Raw genomic sequence first — 18,140 nt, 5'->3', positions numbered from 1 at the left:
AATTCGGCGGAGTGACACGGGCGGTAACGTGTTTCACGGTGACCTGGACTTCGGGAGGTTGCTGTGTTGCGCATCCATTTTTCCGCTGGTGATCTGGAGCGTACGCAGGTGGCGGAAAGGGTGGATCCGCTCTGGGAGATGGTGTTCAGCCGGTTGCGGCTGACAGAGGGGAACAGCGGGCTGCTTCTTCAGCCGTGGCTGCGCGACGTCCGGCGCAACGGGGACAGACAGGTGATCCGTTCTGGCGTGCGTCTGCTGGCGGTGCTGTCGCCGCTCGGTCCGTACTTCCCGGACTTCCTGACGCCGCCGGAGGGCGCGGACGGGCTGACCGCCGCGCTCGACGCGATCCGGGCGACGCCGCGTGCCCGGCTGCGCACGGAGTTCAGGATGCTGGCCGACGTGAGCCCGACGCCGGGGTGGACCCGGCCGCTGGCGGAGGGCTGCGACGGCGCGCTCACGGAGCTCACCGACGCGCTCGCCCGGTACCACGCCGCCGTGATCGAGCCGTACAGCGCGGTGATCGACGAGGCGATCGAGACCGACCGGCTGCACCGCAGCGGCGCGGCGGGTTCGGTCGAGGGACTGCTGCACGGCATGTGGCCGTTGATGAACTGGCGGCCGCCGGTGCTCGAGGTCCAGTACGCGTGCGACCGGGACCTGCACCTCAACGGCCGCGGTCTGCGGCTGGTGCCGTCGTACTTCTGCCGCCGCACGCCCGTCGCGTTCGCCGATCCGGGATTGCCGCCGACCTTGGTCTACCCGGTGCACCACGACTGGACGTGGCAGCGGCAGCTCACCAGCGGGCGCCGTCAGGAGGGGTCGCTGGCGGCGCTGCTGGGGACCACGCGGTCCGCGGTGCTCGCGGCGGTCGGAGCGGGAGCCACGACGACCGAGCTGGCGCAGCGGCTCGGTGCTTCGCCGTCGGCGGTCAGCCGGCACACCGCGGTGCTGCGGGAGGCCGGTCTGCTGACCACCGAACGGGAAGGGATGTCGGTGCTGCACCAGAGGACGTTGCTGGGGTCGGCGTTGCTCGGGAGCAACTGACGTTCGCCGGACGCGGAATCCGTGGCGGCCGCCCGCGTCCCGGCGGTCCGCTGGTGGGGTGGCGGCCTACGACGAGATCGCGGACTGGTACGAGCAGGAGTTCCTCGGCGCGCAGCAGGACGATCCGATCGGGGTCGGCCGTGCGCTGCGGGAGCTGCTCGGCGAGGGCGGCGGCGTGTGCCTGGAGATGGTGCGGCGCCGGGGTGCACGCCGCGCTCGTGCGGGAGCTGGGGTGGACGCCCGTCGGTGTCGACCTCTCCGGCGGGATGCTGCGGCACGCCCGCGGCCGGTTGCCGGTCGCGCTGGCCGACGCGGTGCGACTTCCGGTGCGGGACAACAGCGTTCCCGCCGTGATCTCGGTGATGGTGCACACCGACATGCCCGCGTATCCGGCCGTGCTGCGCGAGGTGGCCAGGGTGCTGACGCCGGACGGACTGTTCGTGCACGTCGGTGTGCACCCGTGCTTCTGCGGCGGGTTCGCGCAGTCGTGGACCGACAAGGAGCTCCGCGACGAGGTCGGCGCGTCGCACTGGCCGTTGCCCGCGCTGCTGAACGCGTTCGGAGACGCGGGGCTCGCCGTCGAGCGGTTCAGCGAGGGAGGGGCTCCCCTCCCCGTCGTGCTCGCTGTCGCTGCCACAACGCGACCAGGCACGCCCCGAACGCCCCGGCGGTGAGCAGCACGTGGATCGCGCCGCCGAACCGCGTGGCGAACGTCAGTCCCGACCGCAGCGGCACGGAGTCCACCATCAGCTCGTCGGTGTACATCCCCGTCTGCCGCACCACGCTGCCGTCCGGGCGGACCACCGCGCTCACGCCGCTGATCGCCGCGACCACGACGGCGCGGCCGTGTTCGATGGCGCGCAGGCGGGCCATGGCGAGTTGCTGATAGGTCATTTCTCCCCGGCCGTACCAGGCGTTGTTGGTCGGCACCACGAGAACCTGGGCGCCCGCCGCCGCGCTCTCGCGCAGGACGTAGTCGTAGGCGACCTCGTAGCAGATGCCGACGCCCACGCGGGTGTTCGCGATGTCGAGGACACCGGGTTCGCTGCCCGCACGGAGGTCCTGCTGGTCGACGAACGGGGTGACGAGGCGGGCCAGCGGGCGCAGCGGGATGTGTTCGGCGAACGGAACCAGTTCCTGCTTCGCGTACGACTGCCCCGGGCCGGTGCCGGGGTTCCAGGCGATGACCGCGTTCTGGTCATCCCGCAGGGCGCTGATGAGCGCGGGCACACCCAGCTCGTCGACCGCGCGGTCGATCACCGGGTCGCGGTCGCGGGTCCTGGTCGCGCTTTCCGGCCACACCACGAGGTCCGGCTTCTGGATCGAGCCGCCGCGGATCAACGCCGTCAGCTCGGCGGTCTTGCGCAGGTGGTTGGCGCGCAACGTGTCGCTCGCGCTGAGCAGGCCGAGCCCGATGTCGGGGGCGTTGCCCTGCACGACCGCGACGGTCCGCTGGCCGTTCTGCGCGTCGACGGTGACCAGCGGGCCCACCGCGAGCGCCGCCGCGAACGGCAGCACGGCCCAGCCCGCCTTCAGCTTCGGCAGCCAGGCCGCCAGGCCGAATCCGGTCAGGACCACCGCGAACGACACCAGCGGGGCGCCGCCGACCACCGCCAGCTGACCGTACGGGCCGTCGACCTGGCCGAACGCCACGCGTCCCCACGGGAAGCCGTTGAACGGGATCAGGGCGCGCGCGGTCTCCTGCAGCACGAACAGCAGCGCCGCCCACACCGGGGCCGCCGGCAGCCGGGAGACCAGCGGGAACAGCGCGCACACGCCCGAGACGAACAAGGCCATGATCGCCGACAGCGCGAGCCACGGCCAGGGACCGAACTCGTCGCCGAGGAAGTGCTCGATCCACAGCAGGTGGGGCAGGAAGAAGCCCAGCCCGAACACGAAGCCCAGGCCTGCCGAGCGGCGGGCACGCGCACCGCGCAGCGCGAGCCACAGCAGCGCGAACGCCGGGACCGCGAGCCACCACAGCGTGCGGGGAGGGAAGCTCAGGGCCAGCGCGCCACCGGCCAGGGCGGCGGCGCCGTAGCGGGCGAGGTCAGCTCTGCGCAACGGGCACCCGGCGCAGGACGAGGTACGCGCCGCCCACCAGGGCGATGCCGAGCGCGTACGCGGTGATCAACTCGGGTACGCGGCCGGTGAAGTCGCCCGCGAGCGGCGGCACCAGCAGCGCGAACACACCGGCCAGCGCGGCGACCCCCGTGCGCCACCGGCCCGCAGGAAGGCACGCGGCCAGCGGCAGCACGGCCCACAGCAGGTACCACGGCTGGATCACCGGCCCCAGCACCACGATCAGGCTCATCATCATTCCCAGCGCCGTCACCTCGGAGACCCCGCCGCGCAGCTGACGGTGCAACACCACCGCCACCCCGCACAGGATCAGCACGAACCCCGCGATCCGCGCCGAGGAAATCATCGCCTGACCGCTTTCCGGCCCGAACACCGCACCCACCAGATAGCCGGGCCAGTTCGTCGGGGCCATCCAGCTGTTGACCTTCGACGGGGTGCCGAGCGCCTGCAGCCAGCCGAATCCCGCGCCGCCTGCCAGAGACGTCACGACGGACACGACGACGGCGGCCGCGGCCATGCCCGCACCGGCGACCACGAACCGCACCCAGCCCCCGCCCAGCCGCCTGGCGCACGCCGTGCCCACGACGGCGAGCGCCACCAGTGCGGGCAGCTTGACCTGGGCTGCGAGGCCGATGAGCACGACACCAGCCGTGAACTGCCACCACCGCGGCTCCGGCAACGCCTGCAACGCGATCACGGTGCCCGACAGCATGAGGCCGAGCATCAACGCGTCGTTGTGGACGCCGCCGACGAGGTGCCACAGCACCAACGGGTTGAGCACGCCGAGCCACAACGCGGTGCGCTGGGACTTCTCGGCGAGCCTCGGCACGGCCCACACGATGAGCAGCAGGCCCAGCACGGCGACCAGCCGGTACAGCACGATGCCCGCGACGGGGTCTCCCCCGGTGACCTGGGTGATCGCGCGTTCGACCGTGCTGAACAGCGGCCCGTACGGCGAGGGCGTCTCGCGCCAGTAGACGCCGACCCGGCCGGCGGCCTCCGCGCTCGCCCCGGCCGCGGGGCTCACGACGTTGGGGTCGAGACCGCGGGCCGCCACCTCGCCCTGGGCCAGGTAGCTGAAGACGTCCGCGCTGAACAGCGGTGGCGCCACCAGCAGCGGCGCACACCACCAGGCCAATGTCCGCCGCAACCACCCCGCGTCGGGAGTGGCGCGGCCGAGCAGTGCCCACGCCAGCACCACGAGGCCCGCGCCCGCGATGGCCGCTGCGAGCGCGACCGGTACCGCTCTCGTGGCCCACGCTCCCGCGGTGAGCAGCACGGCACCGCCGAAACCCGTCCAGCGCAACAGGTCCGGGGTCTCGGTGGTGACCGGCGCCGGCCGGCGGTGGGCGACGGTCGTCGGCGTCTGCACGGAAGAGACAGTGCTTTGCGGACGGATCGTCACGCGTCCGACTGCGGTCGCGTTCCGGCGTACTACTTCAGGATGATCTTTTTTGGACCGGAGTCGGTCAACCCGCGAAGTCGTGCGTCATCCACACGGTTCCCTTGGCGTCGCGGATCACGACGATGCCGATGCGCTTGAAGGACTTGCTGAGGATGTTCTTGCGGTGACCGTCGTTCGGCGGCTTCTCGTCGAGCATGCTCTGGGTCAGGCCGAGGGCCATCTTGGAGATCGGGTCGACGGCGTCCTTCACCGGGCCGCCCATGCCGACGTTCTCGCCGACCGTGCTCCACCTGACGCCCGCCGCGGTGCTGCGCTCGCCCAGGCCGCTCTCGCCGGGGCACTGGTGCGACAGGCCGCAGCCGTTGCTCATCATCGCCCTGGTGTGCCGGTCGGCCGCGGTGACGAGGGCCGGGTCGACCTGCAGCGCGGGCAGGCCCTGGGCCGCCCTGGCGTCGTTGATCATGGCCAGGACGCGTTCTTCCGGTGTGGGCACGCGGACGGGTTCCGGGGTCTGGGTCGTGGTGGTCGTGGTGGTGGTCGACGACGTCGTGGTGGTCTCCGCGACGGACGAGGACGTGGTGACCGTCGTGGGTGGCGGGGTGTTGGGGATGGCCACGGCTGCGGGCGGGTCCGACGGGAACAGCACCACGGCCCCGACCACGCCGACGAGTGCGCAGATCGTCGCCGCGCCCGCCACCGCGAGGACGGGCTTGGTGGAGGCGAAACCGGACACCTTCCCGAGCAGGCCGGACGATTCGGCGAGATGGGCCGCGGGAGCTGGTTCGCGGAGGTTCTCCAGCAGCCGCGGCAGGTAGCTCGCGGGAACGGTGAGCAGCGCGGCGCCCGTCAGGATCCGCTCGACCGGCATCGCGTCGTCCACCCCGCGGCGGCAGCGCCCGCACTCGTCGACGTGCCGCAGGAGCCGCTTGCGCCACAACGGGCTCGGCTGCCCCGACCACCCCTGCGCCGCCTGGACGAGGCCGGGGCAGCGCGGCTCGGCCGACAGCGCCCGCACCAGGTGCCGCACGGTCTCCAGACGGCCCTTCAACCGGCTCAGCCGCACCGTCACCGCGTGGGCGCCGAGGTCGAGCGCGTCGATCACCTCGGCGCGGGTCAGCTGCCCGACGCGCTCCAGCGTCCACAGCGCCAGCAGCTCGCGGTCGGCCGGGTCCAGCCAGCGGGCCGCCTCGTCGACCTCCCGCCGTTGCTGGGCGAAGTGCAGACGCGACAGGGCCACCTCGACGAACTCGGCACCCGGATCGGCCCTGTCGTACTCCTCCAGCGGTGCCGGAGCCAGGTCCCGGCGGCGGTGGTGCTCGCGGACCTGGTTGATCGTCACCGCGACCAGCCACGACCGGAACCGCTCCGGCTCCCGCAGCGAGTCGATGCCGCGGATCACGCGGAACATCGTGTCCTGCACGACGTCGTCGACGTCGGCGTCGGTGGACAGGGCTCTGCCGGCGACGTTGTAGACCAGAGGCAGGGAAGCCGCGACGACCGCGTCGAGCGCCGCACGATCACCGGCCCGTGCCGCGATCACCTGCTCCTCGTCCAGATGGCCCAGCCACTCCCGACCCGTCACGTCCAACACCCTCACTTCGCCGACGACTTCCGTACGCCTTGGGGAGACCGGGCAGTCTCACCTCAGGTCACAGAAACCGGGCCGACAAGTGAGCCAGGTCACACGGACACCCGGACAGTGCTCGCACTTCGAGCTCTTCGACGCCGGAATCGACTACCGTTACCCGCTTTCACTGGGGTGGTTGGCAGAAAGGCTGGCTCGATGATGCGCGAGGTCGCGCTGCGTCCGATCGAGGACGCGGACCTGGACACGATCTTCGAGTTCATGCGTGATCCGGAGTCCGTGTGGATGGCGGCGTTCACCGCGGAGGACCCGGACGACCGCGAGGCGTTCGACGCCCACATGCGCAAGGTGCGGGCGCGTACCGACGTCACCAACCGCGTGATCGTCGGCGACGGGCGGGTCGTGGGCACCATCGCGATCTTCGTGATGGAGGGCGACCTGGAGATCACGTACTGGGTCGACCGCGCGGTCTGGGGTCAGGGCGTGGCCGGGCGCGCGGTGGCGTTGATCCTGGAGGAGGTCACCGACCGGCCGATATACGGCCGGGTCGCCAGCGACAACGCGGGTTCGTTGCGCGTGCTGGAGAGGGCGGGCTTCGAGAAGGTCGGCACCGACACCGGCTACGCCCCGGCCAGGAAGGAGGAGATCGAGGAGACGATCCTGCGGCTCAGCTGACGAAGTTCTCGGTGCCCAGCACGCCGAGCAGCTGGATCTTGTCGAACGCCTCGGTGCGCGGCGGCGCGGTGAGCACCAGCAGCGCCTGGGACTGGTCCTCCGTGAACAGCGCCTGGCAGTCCACCTCGATCTCACCGAGCTGCGGGTGGACGAGCACCTTGTGGTCCTCGAACCGCTTGGCGACCTCGTGCCGTTCCCAGATCGCGGCGAACTCGGCGCTTTCGCGGTGCAGCACGCGGACCAGCTCGCCCGCCCGCGACTTCGGCCCCATGGCGGCGTAGGCGGCGCGGAGGTTCGCGACCTGGGCGCGGCTCTGCCGTTCGCGATCGTGCTCGGGGTAGATGAGGCGTTCGCCGGGGTCGGTGAACCAGCGGTAGATCCCGCTGCGGGCGAGTCCGGTGAAGCGGGACGAGTCGCCGTAGAGGGCCTCGGCGAACCTGTTCTGCACCAGGACCTCGCCGAGGTTGTTGAGGATCAGCGCGGGCGTGTCGTCGAGGCGGTCCAGCACCCGTTGCAGCGCGGGCGCGACGTGCGTGCCGGTGAGCTGCGGCGACGGTGCGTTGCGGCCGGCGACGAGGAACAGGTAGTCGCGCTCGTCGTCGCTCAGCCTGAGTGCACGGGCGAGCGCGGCCAGCATCTGCTCGCTGGGCTGCGGACCGCGTTGCTGCTCCAGGCGCGTGTAGTAGTCGGTCGACATCGCGGCGAGCGACGCGACCTCCTCGCGCCGCAGCCCCGGTGCCCGCCTGCGCGCACCCGCGGGCAGGCCGACGTCCTCCGGCCTGAGCTCTTCCCGGCGGCGGCGCAGGAACGCCGCGAGTTCGGCACGATCCACACCCCCAGTATGGCGGGCTCACCGCCACCAACCAGGGATCGCCGATCCCCCGACAGGCGCTCTCTGCCGCCGTCCCGAACGCGGCCCGAAGCTCGATGCATGGACATCACCGGAAACACCGTCTTCATCCCCGGCGCCACCAGCGGCATCGGCCTGGCCCTCGCTCTCGCCCTGCGGGAACGCGGCAACACCGTGATCGTCGGCGGCCGCCGCACCGAGCTGCTCGAGAAGATCGCCGCCGAGCACCCCGGCGTCGAGACCGTCCGGATCGACACCACCGACCCCGGCAGCATCCAGACCGCGGCCAAGGACGTGCTCGCCCGCTTCCCGTCGCTGAACGTGCTGATCACGATGGCGGGCGTCATGCGGGTCGAGGACTGGCACCGCCCGGAGTCGTTCCTGGAGTCCGCCGAGGGCATCATCACGACCAACGTCCTCGGCCCGATCCGCCTGATCGCCGCGTTCGTCGAACACTTCCAGACCAGGCCGGACGCCACGATCATGACCGTCTCGTCCGGCCTCGCCTTCGCGCCGCTCAAGGTGACGCCGAGCTACAACGCGTCCAAGGCGGCCATCCACATGCTCAGCGAGTCCCTGCGCCTGCAGCTCGCCGACACGTCGGTCCGCGTCGTCGAGCTGGAGCCGCCGTCGGTGCAGACCGACCTGCTGCCTGGCCAGGCCGACAACGACCACGCCATGCCGCTCGACGAGTACGTCGCCGAGGTCATGAGCATCATCGAGACGCAGCCCGACGTGCGGGAGATCCAGGTCGAGCGGGTGAAGTTCCTGCGGTACGGCGAAGCGCGTGGCGACTACGACCAGGTCGTCGCCACGCTCAACGCCACCGACCCGCACGCCAACTGACATATCGCACGGTGAGGTTGGGATCGCGGGCGATCTCCTGCTCGGAGAACCGCCCGCTCACCCACTTCTTCTCCCCGTACAGGTGCGCCTGGTCGTGGTGGTGCGGTGAAGCCTTGTCGGCCGACTGCCCGTAGACCAGCAGCGAGCTCGATCGCGGCCCGTTCTTGGTCAGTTCCACGGCCATCACGAAGCTGGTCCCGTGCGGGACGTCAGGAATCTGGTCCAACGGCCGCGGCGCACCGGGCACGGAGATCACGTTGAAGCAGCCTTCCGGGCCGCGGCAGCCGTGGATCGGGATGCCCTCGTAGTGCTGGACGTCGTCGAGCCTCACGTCGACCGGGATGCCTGCCTTTGCGAAAGCCGTGACCGCATCAGCGAAAGCTCGGCCGACGCCGGGGTCGGCGGTGTTGATGCCGCGCGGGGTGTGGACCGGGTCGGCCGGGTCGTACGGCACCAGCCAGGAGTTCACGTTCGGGCGCCGCGCCAGGTTGATGAACGTGCGCCAGAAGAACGCTCCTCTGCTGCGTTCGCCGGTGTCGCCGGTGCCGCTCCACTTCGCCAGGGCCGCGCAGGCCTCGCGGACGTCGACCCCGTTCAGCGTCGGATTCGCCTGGCACAAAGCGATGACGTCGTTGAGCCCCTCCTCGGCGCTGAGGTTGCGGTTGCCGAACATCGTTGCTTCCAGAGTGGACAGTGTGAAGCCGGGGCGGCCGAGTCCGTCGCTGCCGTCCAGGCGGTCGGCGATCATGTCGAGGCCCAGGCGGGTGCGCGGTGAGCGTTCGGTGCCGATGCTGCCGACGATGGAGGGATAGCCGGTGAGCGGGGCGGCCGGGTTGGTGAGCCACGGGCTGTTGTTCATGTTGCTGACGTGGTCGTCGCGGATCAGGTGCGGCAGCCGGTCCGGGCCCAGCACGCCCGGCCGGACCGCGTCGGCGTCGGTGCCCCAGCCGCACGACGAGCGGCTGCCGTCGAGGATCAGCAGGCCGATGTCGGGGCCGCTCGCGCACCGGGTCCTGTGCTCGTCGGTGACGTGCGGGACGACCTGGATGTCGCTGTAGTACGCGGTTCCGGTGGAGTCGGCGGCCAGCGTGTTGACCCACGGCAGCGCCTGGTGGCGGACGAGGGCCCGGTGCAGGTCGGGGACGCTGCGGGCACGGGCGATCGCGAGCCACTGGTCGACCACCGCGAGGTTGCCGGAGTTGGCGTCGCGCAACACGTGCGCCGTGGTGGAGGTCCACTGCAACGGGCCGGGGTCGGCGACCAGCGGGCCGTCGGGGGTCCGGTACAGGGTTCTGGTGATCGGTGTGATGCTGCCGTCGGGCCGGCGCGCGGACACCGTGATCTCCTCGGCGATCATGCGGTGTGCCCGGCCGTCGACGAGGTAGCTCAGGGGGTCGCCGGGGACGAGGGTGAGCCTGCTGATCGTCACGGTCTGCGCGTCGGACGCCGTGTGGGTCCAGCCCAGCCGGTCGTTGTGGCCGATCGCGATGACCGGCACCCCGTACAGGCCGGCGCCGCTCACGTTCAGCTCGCCGGGGATCGTGAGCTGGCTCTGGTAGAAGCGCCAGTCGTCGTCCCACTGGAGGTGCGGGTTGCCCAGCACCATGCCGGTGCCGGTGGTGGCCTGACGCCCCAGGGCGATGCCGTTGCTGCCGGGCCGGTGCTCGGAGCGCTCCACCAGCTTCGCCGGAGCCGGAGAGCCAGGAGGTTGGGCCGCCACCACGGGTTCCTGGAACCCTTCGCCGCCGGTGAGGCCAGCGACCTGGTGGACGCGCCGCCACACGTCGAGCTCCGTGATCGGCCGCACCCAGGCAGCGCCGCGGCAGCGGGTGTCGGGCAGGCCGTCGACGCCGGTCTTCGCGAGATAGCGGTTGAAGCCCGTGACGTAGCCGCGCACGAGGTCGCGGGCCTGCCGGGACGGCTGGGACAGCGCCCGCTCGATCACGCCGGACTGGTTGAGCCGCTGGTGGTAGAGGTCGCTCACGAGGTTGTTCTCGCCGGACTCCGTGGTGGCGTCCTGGCCGAACCACCGCGAACGTTCCGCCGACAGCGTCACGACGATGTCGGCCATCATGCAGACGTTGTCCTCGGCGAACGCATAACCCAAGCCCAGCCCCAGATTCCGGTGGTCGGCCGCGCGCACGTGCGGGATTCCGTAGGACGTCCGCCGGATCGTGGCCCCGTCTCCCCCGGCGTGGCTCACGGCAGGCCCCAGGAACACCAACGTGAGCGACAAGGCGATCAACCGCCTGACCATGCTTCCCCCTATTCGTTGTGCAGAACGGTGGCGATCGAGAGGTGTGCCGCTCCCCTGGCCGGCACGAGGGCGCCGAGCACCGCGATCACGACTCCCGCGAGAGCGAGCAGGACCAGCGCGGGCGCGTGGTAGACGTCCATGAGGATGTCGACGGCGTCGGCCTGGCCGGCGTGAGCCATCGCGGGCACCAGGAGCTGGTGCACCGCAACGCCCACGGGCACCCCGACGAGTCCGCCGACCACGCCCAGCGCGCCCATGGAGGTCGACAGCATCACGGTGACCTGGCGCGGGGTCATGCCGATCGACTTCAGCATGCCGAAGTCGCGGCGGCGTTCACGGGCGTTGAGGACGACCGTGTTGAACACGCCCAGTGCCGCCACCGCCCCCAGGACCAGCGTCAGCAGGACCGAGGCGCTGATGAGGATCACCGCGGTCGACGACGAGCCATCGCGCGGCGGCAGGACGCGCAGACCGGGATCGCCCTGTCCGATCGCGGCGGTGAAGGCGGCGCGGTCCGTGCCTGGCGCGAACTTCACCTGGTAGGAGTGCGCGCGGGTGCCGGGCGCGAGGACGTTCAGCGCGGTCCAGTCCGCGAAGATCTGGTCCTCGTTGTTGGTCAGGACGACGCCGACGATCTTCAGCTGGGTGCGGTTCTCCTTCGCCTGCACGGTGATCGTGTCGCCGACCGCCAGACCGCGCTGGTTCAGGAATCGCGAGGGGGCGGCGACCTGACCGGGTCCGTCGGGCCAGTGCCCGGTCAGCACGCGCGGGCCGAGCGACGAGGTGTCGCCGCGGTAGAAGAAGATCGTGGCGTTCTGGGTGCCGCCCGCGACCTCGGTTTCCAGCTGGGACACCGCCATCACCGCCGCCGTGCCCGGCAGCGAGCGCAGCATCTTCTCGTCGTCGGCGTCGCTCAGCGAGGCGGCGGGCGGCTCCCCCATCTCCGGGGTCCGCAGGACCGGCATGCCCTCCGGTCGTCCGGCCAGCACCTCGACGCGGTCGTCGTAGGACGGGCGGACCGCCTCGTTGTAGGCCGTCACCGACATCGTCACGCCCGTCGCGAGCGTCACGGTCATGACGCCCAGCACGACCGAGGCCAGGGTCAGCGCGCTGCGGCCCGCGCGGGCGAACGGCACACCGAGGCCGAGGCTGACCGAGCGCGGCAACGGCGTTCCGCTGAGCCAGCGCTGCACCCGCAAGGCGCGTCCGGTGCGCGCGGTGGTGCCCGCGCTGATCGCCTGGGCAGCGGGCAGCCTTCGTGCCCTGATCGCCGGGACCAGCGCCGCCGAGATCACGAGCGCGGGCATTCCCAGCAGCGCCACGGCGTTCACCCACGGCGCGAAGCTCAGCTCCGTCACGCCGAAGCCCTCGACCGCGTCCTGCACGACCGGTTTGGCGAAGACGTTGCCCGCGAGCGTCCCGAGCACGCAACCGGCGACCGCCGGGATCGAGACCATCACCAGGTAGACCGCCATGACCTGGCCCGGGGTGAAGCCGAGGGCCTTGAGCATCCCGATGTGCCGGAAGCCCGCGACGACCGCGCCGCTGACGACGTTGGCGACGATCAGGACCGCCACCACCAGCCCGAGGACGCCGAAGATCAGCAGGAACGGGATGAACACGCCGAGCTCGGACGTGGCCTTGTCCTTCACGGTGAGGTGGGACAGCGTGCCCAGCAACGCCCCCTCCGGAAGGCCTGCCGTCACGGCCTTCTGCCCTTCGGCGACCTCGGCCGCGGTGCCGGCGTTGGGAAAGCGGTAGAGCATCTGCAGTGCGGTCGGCTGCAACGCCTTGACCTGCTCGGGAGTCACCCAGGCGTCGGCGGATCCCGTGACGGAGTGGGCGAAGCCGACCACGGTCAGCGTCGGACGTCCGGCAGCGGTGAGCTGGAAACCCAGGTTCGTCCTGCCTTCGCCGCCGGGCGCGCGGTTGAGGACGATCTCACCGGGTGCCGTGGCCCAGCGGCCCTCCCAGACGGTCAGGCGGTCGACCGGACCGCCGGGATCCGCGCGTCCGGCGACGGTGAGCGTCCCCATGAAGATCTCGCCGGTGGAGGTGTCCAGAGTGGACTGAGCGAACGGCCCTGCCGACTCGGTCTGCCCGGCGGCGTGCCTGAGCTGGTCTTCGGAGGTTTTCGACGGGTCGAACGCCGCGGCCAGGTGGGCGCCACGCTGCGTGGCGAAGGCCCGGTCGAACGGCGCGGCGGCCGATTCGAGCAGGCCGAGGGCCATCACGATGGTCGCGGTCGAGGCGCACACGACGACGCCGATCACGATCGTCTGCAGCATCCGGCGACGCACGGCCGCCCAGGCCGCGCTCCACACCGCGCTCACGAGGTCCGCTCCAGGCTCTGCTCCCGCGCGATCCGCCCGTCGACGACCTCGACGACACGGCTGGCGCACCGGGTCGCGAGCCGTTCGTCGTGCGTGACCAGCAGCAACGTCTGGCCGATCTGGTTGAGGTCGAGCAGCAGGTCCATCACCTGCTCACCGGACCTGCTGTCGAGCGCACCAGTGGGTTCGTCGGCGAGCAGGAGCGCGGGCCGGTTCATCAACGCCCGCGCGACCGCGACCCGCTGCCGTTCGCCGCCGCTCAGCCGTGCCGGGTAGACGTTCCTGCGGTTGGAGATGCCGAGCTCGCCGAACAGCTCCAGCGCCCGTTTGCGCGCCTGGCTCGCCGGTGTGCCGGTCAGCTGGGCCGCGAGAGCCACGTTGTCCAGCGCCGACAGGTCGTCGAGCAGGTTGAAGAACTGGAAGATCATGCCGATTCCCCGCCTGCGGAACAGGGCGAGGCCCGTCTCGTCGAGCGATCCCAGGTCCGTGCCGTGCACGACCACCGAGCCGGAGGTCGGCCGGTCCAGGCCCGCGATCATGTTCAGCAGCGTCGACTTGCCGCTGCCGGACGGTCCCATCACCGCGACGGCTTCCCCCGCCCGCACGGTCAGCGACACCCCGTTCAGCGCGACCGAGTCCGCGTACTCCTTGCGCAGGTCCGAGATCGCGACGACCACGTCGTTGTTCATGGCCGTCATCCTGTTCGGCGGGACGCGGACGGGCATCAGTCCCGGGAGGTAACCTGCCGGACGGGGTCATCCCGGGGATGTAGGCGCTGCATCCGGGGTGTGATGCGCGCACGGCTCGCGCTCTGGGAGGGTGATCGCGTGTGGGAGTTGGTCGTCGCGGTCCTCGCCTGCCTGACCGCCGGGTTTCTCGCGGTGCGGCTGGCGGCGGCGAAGCGCGCGTACACCCGTGCGATGGAGGAACGCGGCTGGCTGCTCGAGCGTGAACGCGAAAGCGCCGCTCGCGGGGCCGTGGACGCCGAACGCGCCAGGATCGCCAGGGAGCTGCACGACATCGTGAGCCACAACGTCAGCGTCATGGTGGTGCAGGCCGGTGCCGCGCGCCGGGTGCTCGCGACCGAGGCCGACGACGCGACGAACGCGTTGCTGGCCGTGGAGTCCGCCGGGCGCGACACGATGACCGAGCTGCGGCACATGCTCGGCCTGCTCGCGCCGTCGGCCGACGGCGAGGACCTGCTGACACCGCAACCAGGTCTGAGCAGGCTCAGCTCGCTGGTCGACCGGATGTGCTTCGCCGGGCTGCCGGTCGAGGTGCGGATCTCCGGCGAGCCGCGTGAGCTGCCGTCCGGAGTGGACCTCACGGCGTACCGGATCGTGCAGGAGGCGCTGACCAACGCGCTCAAGCACGGCGACGGCGGGAAGGCGGACGTGACGGTCAGGTACGCGGAGCACTCCCTGCGGGTCGAGGTGCTCACCAGCGGTCCCAGCGTGCTGACGGGAGATTCGGTGTCCACGAAGGACGGTCAGGGCCGCGGTCTGCTCGGGTTGCGCGAGCGGGTGGCCGTGCTGGGCGGCGATCTCGACGCGCGCCGGCGGCTCGGTGGCGGGTTCCGCGTGCGGGCGAGGCTGCCGCTGTGACCGGGCCACGGGTGGTGATCGCGGACGACCAGGCGTTCGTGCGCATCGGTTTCCGGATGATCCTGACGTCGGGCGGCATCGAGGTCGTCGGCGAGGCGGCCGACGGTGCCGAGGCCGTGGCCGCCGTGCGGGATCTCAGGCCGGACGTCGTGCTGATGGACATCCGCATGCCGGCCATGGACGGCCTCGAAGCCACCCGCCGGATCGTCCGCGAGTCGCCGGACTGCCGGGTGCTGATGCTGACGACGTTCGACCTCGACCGGTACGTCTACGACGCGCTCGCCGCCGGTGCCAGCGGGTTCCTGCTCAAGGACGTCACCGCGGAACACCTCGTCGCCGCCGTCCGGCTCGTCGAGACCGGGGACGCGCTGCTCGCCCCGTCGATCACCCGCAGGCTCGTCGAACAGTTCGCCTCACCGGTGGCGCACGTTCCCGCCGTGCACCGGGATCTCGCCGCGCTGACCCCGCGGGAACGGGAGGTGCTGACGTTCGTCGGGCGCGGCCGGTCCAACGCCGAGATCGCCGAGGACCTCACCCTCAGCGAAGCGACGGTGAAGACGCACGTCGCCCGCATCTTCGCGAAGCTCGCACTGCGCGACAGGGCGCAGGCCGTCGTGCTCGCCTACGAGACCGGGCTGGTGGCGCCGGGCGGCTGAACGCTCAGCGCCAGCAGTGCCGTGTCGTCCTCGACGCCGTCGCCCAGGTCGGTCAGCAGCAGGGTCACGGCGGCGATCACGGACTCCGCGGTGGCCGGGGCCAGGCCGCCCAGGTGATCCCGCAACGCCTCTTCGCTGTAGCGGCCGTCGCCGACCCGCGCCTCGGTGAGCCCGTCGGTGTAGAACAGCAGGGCATCTCCCGGTCCCAGGAGCACCTCGGCCGTGACGAACCGGGCGTCCGGCAGCACGCCGACGAGCTGCCCGCCCGGCATCCTCACCAGCTCCGCGACGCCGTCCGCACCGATGAGCACCGGTGGGGTGTGTCCGCCGGTGGCCAGCGTGATGGTGGCGCCGTCGGCGGTGGGCCGGATGGTGCCGTAGATGACGGTGCACAGGCGTGGTTTCGCGCGAGTGAGCACGGTGTTGAGATGCTTGAGCACGCTGACCGGCTCGGGGTCGTTGATCGCCGCCGCGCGCAGCGTGTAGCGGGTCAGCGACGTCACCACCGCGGCGTCGACGCCCTTGCCGGACACGTCACCCAGGAAGAAGCCCCAGGTGTCGCCGGCGAGCGGGAAGAGGTCGTAGAAGTCGCCGCCGACCTGGTCGAGCGACGCCGGGTGGTAGTACGCCTCGACCTCCACTCCACGCACGTCGGGCAGGGCGGGCGGCAGCAGCGTCTGCTGGAGGGTCCTGGCCAGCTGCTGAGCCCTGTCGCGTTCCCGTTCGGCCTGCTGGCGGGCACGCAGCAGCTCCTCCTCGTACGCGCGCCGGTCGCGGGCGTCGAACACGGTGGTGCGGATCAGCTGTGCCTCGCCTCCGGGGCCGCGTTTGACGGTGGAGGTCAGCAGCACCGGCAGCCGCGTGCCGTTCGCGGCCTTCATCTCCAGCGCCACGCCGCCGAGCTCGCCCTGCATCTGCAGCAACGGCGCGAAGTGCGTCTCGTAGTACATCCGGCCGCCGACGGTCAGCAGGTCGGAGAACCGCCTGCGGCCCACGAGGTCGTCCCGGTCGTGGCCGAGCCAGCTCAGCAGTGTCGCGTTGATCTTCGCGATGGTGCCGTCGAGGAGGTACGAAACGTAGCCGCACGGCGCGTTGTCGTAGAGGTCCTCAGCGCTGTCCTCCAGCAACGCGGCGAACGCCGCGCCGTCCGGCCACTTCATCGGCCGTTCACGAACTCCAAGATCGCCTCCGCTGTCATCTCCGGCGCACTGAGCTGCGGGCAGTGTCCGATCGCGTTCAACGTCACCAGCTTGCTGCCGGGGATCTGCTCGTGGGTGTACAGACCGACCTCCGGCGGCGCGATGGCGTCGACGGCGCACTGGATCACCAGGGTCGGCACGGTGACCTTCCGGAGGTCCTCGCGGTTGTCCGACAGGAACGTGGCGCGGGCGAACACCCGCGCGATCGCGGGATCCGTGCGGCAGAAGCTGTTCTTCAGCTCGTCCGCGAGTTCCGGGCGATCGGGGTTGTCCACGATGAGCGGTGCCATCGTCGAGGACCAGCCGAGGTAGTTGGACTCCAGCGCGACGAGCAGCTCGTCGACGTCCTCCCGGCTGAAGCCGCCGTGGTAGTCGCCATCGTCCACATAGCACGGTGACGGTGTGAGCAGGACCAGTTGCGAGAACCGTTCCGGCTCTTCGTTGGCGGCCAGCACCGCGATCATCGCGCTGACCGAGTGGCCGACCAGCACGACGTCCCGGAGGTCGAGTTCACGGCAGATCTCCAGCACGTCGCCGGCATACCCGTCGAGAGTGCCGTAGCGCTCGGGGCTCCACGCGCTCACGTCCGAGCGGCCGCAGCCGGTGTGGTCGAACAACACCACTCTGCACCGTTCGGCCAGGTCGGGAAGGACTCTGCGCCACAGGTTCTGGTCGCAGCCGAAACCGTGTGCGAGCAGCACGACCGGACCGGTCTCGCTACCGGTGACCACGACGTTGTTCCTGCGCAGCACGTCCACCCCTGCAGATCCTAGGTGTGTGGATTCCCCCTGGCCGGGTATCTATGCCCCGAGATGCTTCAGAAAGGTGGAAAGATGCTGCGCCGTCTCGTCGTACTGCCGCTCGCCCTCCTCACCACCGCGGCGGTCCTCGACGTGCTGCACGTGCTCCTCGGCCTGCCGGCAGCCGTCTCCTGGCACCTCATCACGGCCGGTCTGCTGCTCGGCATCGCGGTGGTCTCCGCCGAATGGCTCGACCGGATCTTCGGCGAGTCGCGCACCCGCACGTCCGGGCGAGACCTCGGCATCGCCGCCGTGCTCGTGCTGTTCGGCGTGAGCTGGACGCTGCGGCTCGGCCAGCCGGACTGGGAACCGACCCTCACCGCGGTGCTCGCCGGTTGGGCCGGCGCGTTCGGCTGGGCCGCGATCTCCCTCGCCGCACGCCGCACCCAGGTCGCCGCCCGGCTCAGCTGAGCCGGGCGCGCCGGTAGCGTGGGCGCATGCCACAGATCACCGTCGAGTACTCCGCCGAACTGAGCGGCGCCTTCGACCGCCGGGCCTTCGCCCTCGCGCTGCACCGGACGCTGTCGACGCTGGTCAGCTCGGACGTGGCCGCGTTCAAGACGCGGTTCCGGCAGATCGAGGAAAGCGTGATCGGTGACGGGTCGGCAGGGGCGATGATCCACGTCCGGATCGGCTTGTTGTCGGGTCGTCCGGCCGAGCTGAAGCAGGAGGTGGGGCGGGTGGGCATCGGGCTCGTGCGCGAGCACCTCAAGCCGGTGGAGGGGCTGCCGGCCCAGCTCACGCTGGAGGTGCACGACATGGATCGCGATCAGTACCAGAAGCTGGTCGTCTGAGGCGTTCCGG

At 71.1% G+C, this 18,140-nt stretch carries 17 protein-coding genes; 8 read left to right on the top strand and 9 right to left on the bottom strand.

What is annotated here, in order from left to right:
• Positions 1–108 precede the first annotated feature (108 nt).
• Together IEZ09_RS00275 and IEZ09_RS00270 are read left to right on the top strand one after the other, a co-directional pair.
• The gene (locus IEZ09_RS00275) at positions 109–1,044 is read left to right on the top strand and encodes an ArsR/SmtB family transcription factor (RefSeq protein WP_229812115.1); all 936 of its coding nucleotides are present in this window, start codon (positions 109–111) and stop codon (positions 1,042–1,044) included.
• A gap of 203 nt (positions 1,045–1,247) precedes the next feature.
• Positions 1,248–1,718, top strand: coding sequence for a class I SAM-dependent methyltransferase (locus IEZ09_RS00270; protein WP_229812114.1), 471 nt, complete (start codon positions 1,248–1,250; stop codon positions 1,716–1,718).
• On the opposite strand, the gene lnt is transcribed toward IEZ09_RS00270, so the two are convergent.
• From lnt to IEZ09_RS00255, 3 genes are all read right to left on the bottom strand, one after another.
• Positions 1,633–3,108 carry an apolipoprotein N-acyltransferase gene (gene lnt, locus IEZ09_RS00265; RefSeq protein WP_189251470.1) on the bottom strand — a complete coding sequence of 492 codons (1,476 nt, stop codon included), beginning with the start codon at positions 3,106–3,108 and terminating at the stop codon, positions 1,633–1,635. The genes IEZ09_RS00270 and lnt overlap by 86 nt on opposite strands.
• Entirely contained in the window at positions 3,095–4,498 is a 1,404-nt protein-coding gene (mptB, locus tag IEZ09_RS00260) for a polyprenol phosphomannose-dependent alpha 1,6 mannosyltransferase MptB (RefSeq protein ID WP_229812113.1), read from the bottom strand. Before mptB ends, lnt begins: the two co-directional genes overlap by 14 nt.
• 97 nt (positions 4,499–4,595) lie before the next feature.
• Positions 4,596–6,113, bottom strand: coding sequence for a sigma-70 family RNA polymerase sigma factor (locus IEZ09_RS00255; protein WP_229812112.1), 1,518 nt, complete (start codon positions 6,111–6,113; stop codon positions 4,596–4,598).
• Between the two features lie 201 nt (positions 6,114–6,314).
• Here IEZ09_RS00255 and IEZ09_RS00250 point away from each other — a divergent pair, with 201 nt between their 5' ends.
• A complete protein-coding gene (locus IEZ09_RS00250) occupies positions 6,315–6,791 on the top strand; it encodes a GNAT family N-acetyltransferase (RefSeq protein ID WP_229812111.1) in 477 nt (158 codons plus the stop codon).
• On the opposite strand, the gene IEZ09_RS00245 is transcribed toward IEZ09_RS00250, so the two are convergent.
• On the bottom strand, positions 6,784–7,623 hold the full coding sequence (locus IEZ09_RS00245) for a helix-turn-helix transcriptional regulator (protein ID WP_189251469.1): 840 nt from the start codon (positions 7,621–7,623) through the stop codon (positions 6,784–6,786). The two genes, IEZ09_RS00250 and IEZ09_RS00245, sit on opposite strands and share 8 nt — an antisense overlap.
• Positions 7,624–7,722: 99 nt before the next feature.
• On the opposite strand from IEZ09_RS00245, the gene IEZ09_RS00240 reads away from it, so the two are divergent.
• Entirely contained in the window at positions 7,723–8,487 is a 765-nt protein-coding gene (locus tag IEZ09_RS00240) for an SDR family oxidoreductase (protein ID WP_189251468.1), read from the top strand.
• On the opposite strand, the gene IEZ09_RS00235 is transcribed toward IEZ09_RS00240, so the two are convergent.
• Genes IEZ09_RS00235 through IEZ09_RS00225 form a run of 3 tightly spaced genes read right to left on the bottom strand, consistent with a single transcriptional unit; the run spans position 8,459 to position 13,766 of the window.
• The gene (locus IEZ09_RS00235) at positions 8,459–10,744 is read right to left on the bottom strand and encodes a penicillin acylase family protein (RefSeq protein WP_189251467.1); all 2,286 of its coding nucleotides are present in this window, start codon (positions 10,742–10,744) and stop codon (positions 8,459–8,461) included. The two genes, IEZ09_RS00240 and IEZ09_RS00235, sit on opposite strands and share 29 nt — an antisense overlap.
• Before the next feature lie 8 nt (positions 10,745–10,752).
• On the bottom strand, positions 10,753–13,077 hold the full coding sequence (locus IEZ09_RS00230; RefSeq protein ID WP_189251466.1) for an ABC transporter permease: 2,325 nt from the start codon (positions 13,075–13,077) through the stop codon (positions 10,753–10,755).
• The gene (locus tag IEZ09_RS00225; protein ID WP_229812110.1) at positions 13,074–13,766 is read right to left on the bottom strand and encodes an ABC transporter ATP-binding protein; all 693 of its coding nucleotides are present in this window, start codon (positions 13,764–13,766) and stop codon (positions 13,074–13,076) included. Before IEZ09_RS00225 ends, IEZ09_RS00230 begins: the two co-directional genes overlap by 4 nt.
• A gap of 138 nt (positions 13,767–13,904) precedes the next feature.
• Between IEZ09_RS00225 and IEZ09_RS00220 the strand changes: the two genes are divergently transcribed.
• Entirely contained in the window at positions 13,905–14,681 is a 777-nt protein-coding gene (locus IEZ09_RS00220; RefSeq protein ID WP_229812109.1) for a sensor histidine kinase, read from the top strand.
• The gene (locus tag IEZ09_RS00215) at positions 14,678–15,337 is read left to right on the top strand and encodes a response regulator (protein ID WP_189251464.1); all 660 of its coding nucleotides are present in this window, start codon (positions 14,678–14,680) and stop codon (positions 15,335–15,337) included. The genes IEZ09_RS00220 and IEZ09_RS00215 overlap by 4 nt, the downstream gene beginning before the upstream one ends.
• On the opposite strand, the gene IEZ09_RS00210 is transcribed toward IEZ09_RS00215, so the two are convergent.
• A complete protein-coding gene (locus tag IEZ09_RS00210; RefSeq protein ID WP_189251463.1) occupies positions 15,304–16,497 on the bottom strand; it encodes a PP2C family protein-serine/threonine phosphatase in 1,194 nt (397 codons plus the stop codon). The genes IEZ09_RS00215 and IEZ09_RS00210 overlap by 34 nt on opposite strands.
• Positions 16,494–17,294: an alpha/beta fold hydrolase gene (locus IEZ09_RS00205; RefSeq protein ID WP_189251462.1), complete on the bottom strand. Its 801-nt coding sequence runs from the start codon at positions 17,292–17,294 to the stop codon at positions 16,494–16,496. The genes IEZ09_RS00210 and IEZ09_RS00205 overlap by 4 nt, the downstream gene beginning before the upstream one ends.
• 75 nt (positions 17,295–17,369) lie before the next feature.
• On the opposite strand from IEZ09_RS00205, the gene IEZ09_RS00200 reads away from it, so the two are divergent.
• Complete coding sequence (locus tag IEZ09_RS00200) at positions 17,370–17,747, top strand: hypothetical protein (RefSeq protein WP_189251461.1); 378 nt, start codon at positions 17,370–17,372, stop codon at positions 17,745–17,747.
• Between the two features lie 26 nt (positions 17,748–17,773).
• A complete protein-coding gene (locus tag IEZ09_RS00195) occupies positions 17,774–18,130 on the top strand; it encodes a 5-carboxymethyl-2-hydroxymuconate Delta-isomerase (protein WP_189251460.1) in 357 nt (118 codons plus the stop codon).
• Positions 18,131–18,140: the final 10 nt, after the last annotated feature.

Source organism: Lentzea flava, assembly GCF_014648475.1.
GTDB lineage: Bacteria > Actinomycetota > Actinomycetes > Mycobacteriales > Pseudonocardiaceae > Lentzea > Lentzea flava.
Note: the sequence above shows the minus strand (reverse complement) of the source record. Positions and strands in the feature narration are given on the sequence as shown.

Coding starts and splice junctions, on each gene's coding strand:
- IEZ09_RS00250 (WP_229812111.1), top strand. CDS start 6,315: ATGATGCGCGAGGTCGCGCTGCGTCCGATCGAGGACGCGGACCTGGAC.
- IEZ09_RS00240 (WP_189251468.1), top strand. CDS start 7,723: ATGGACATCACCGGAAACACCGTCTTCATCCCCGGCGCCACCAGCGGC.
- IEZ09_RS00235 (WP_189251467.1), bottom strand. CDS start 10,744: ATGGTCAGGCGGTTGATCGCCTTGTCGCTCACGTTGGTGTTCCTGGGG.
- IEZ09_RS00225 (WP_229812110.1), bottom strand. CDS start 13,766: ATGAACAACGACGTGGTCGTCGCGATCTCGGACCTGCGCAAGGAGTAC.
- IEZ09_RS00210 (WP_189251463.1), bottom strand. CDS start 16,497: ATGAAGTGGCCGGACGGCGCGGCGTTCGCCGCGTTGCTGGAGGACAGC.
- IEZ09_RS00200 (WP_189251461.1), top strand. CDS start 17,370: ATGCTGCGCCGTCTCGTCGTACTGCCGCTCGCCCTCCTCACCACCGCG.
- IEZ09_RS00195 (WP_189251460.1), top strand. CDS start 17,774: ATGCCACAGATCACCGTCGAGTACTCCGCCGAACTGAGCGGCGCCTTC.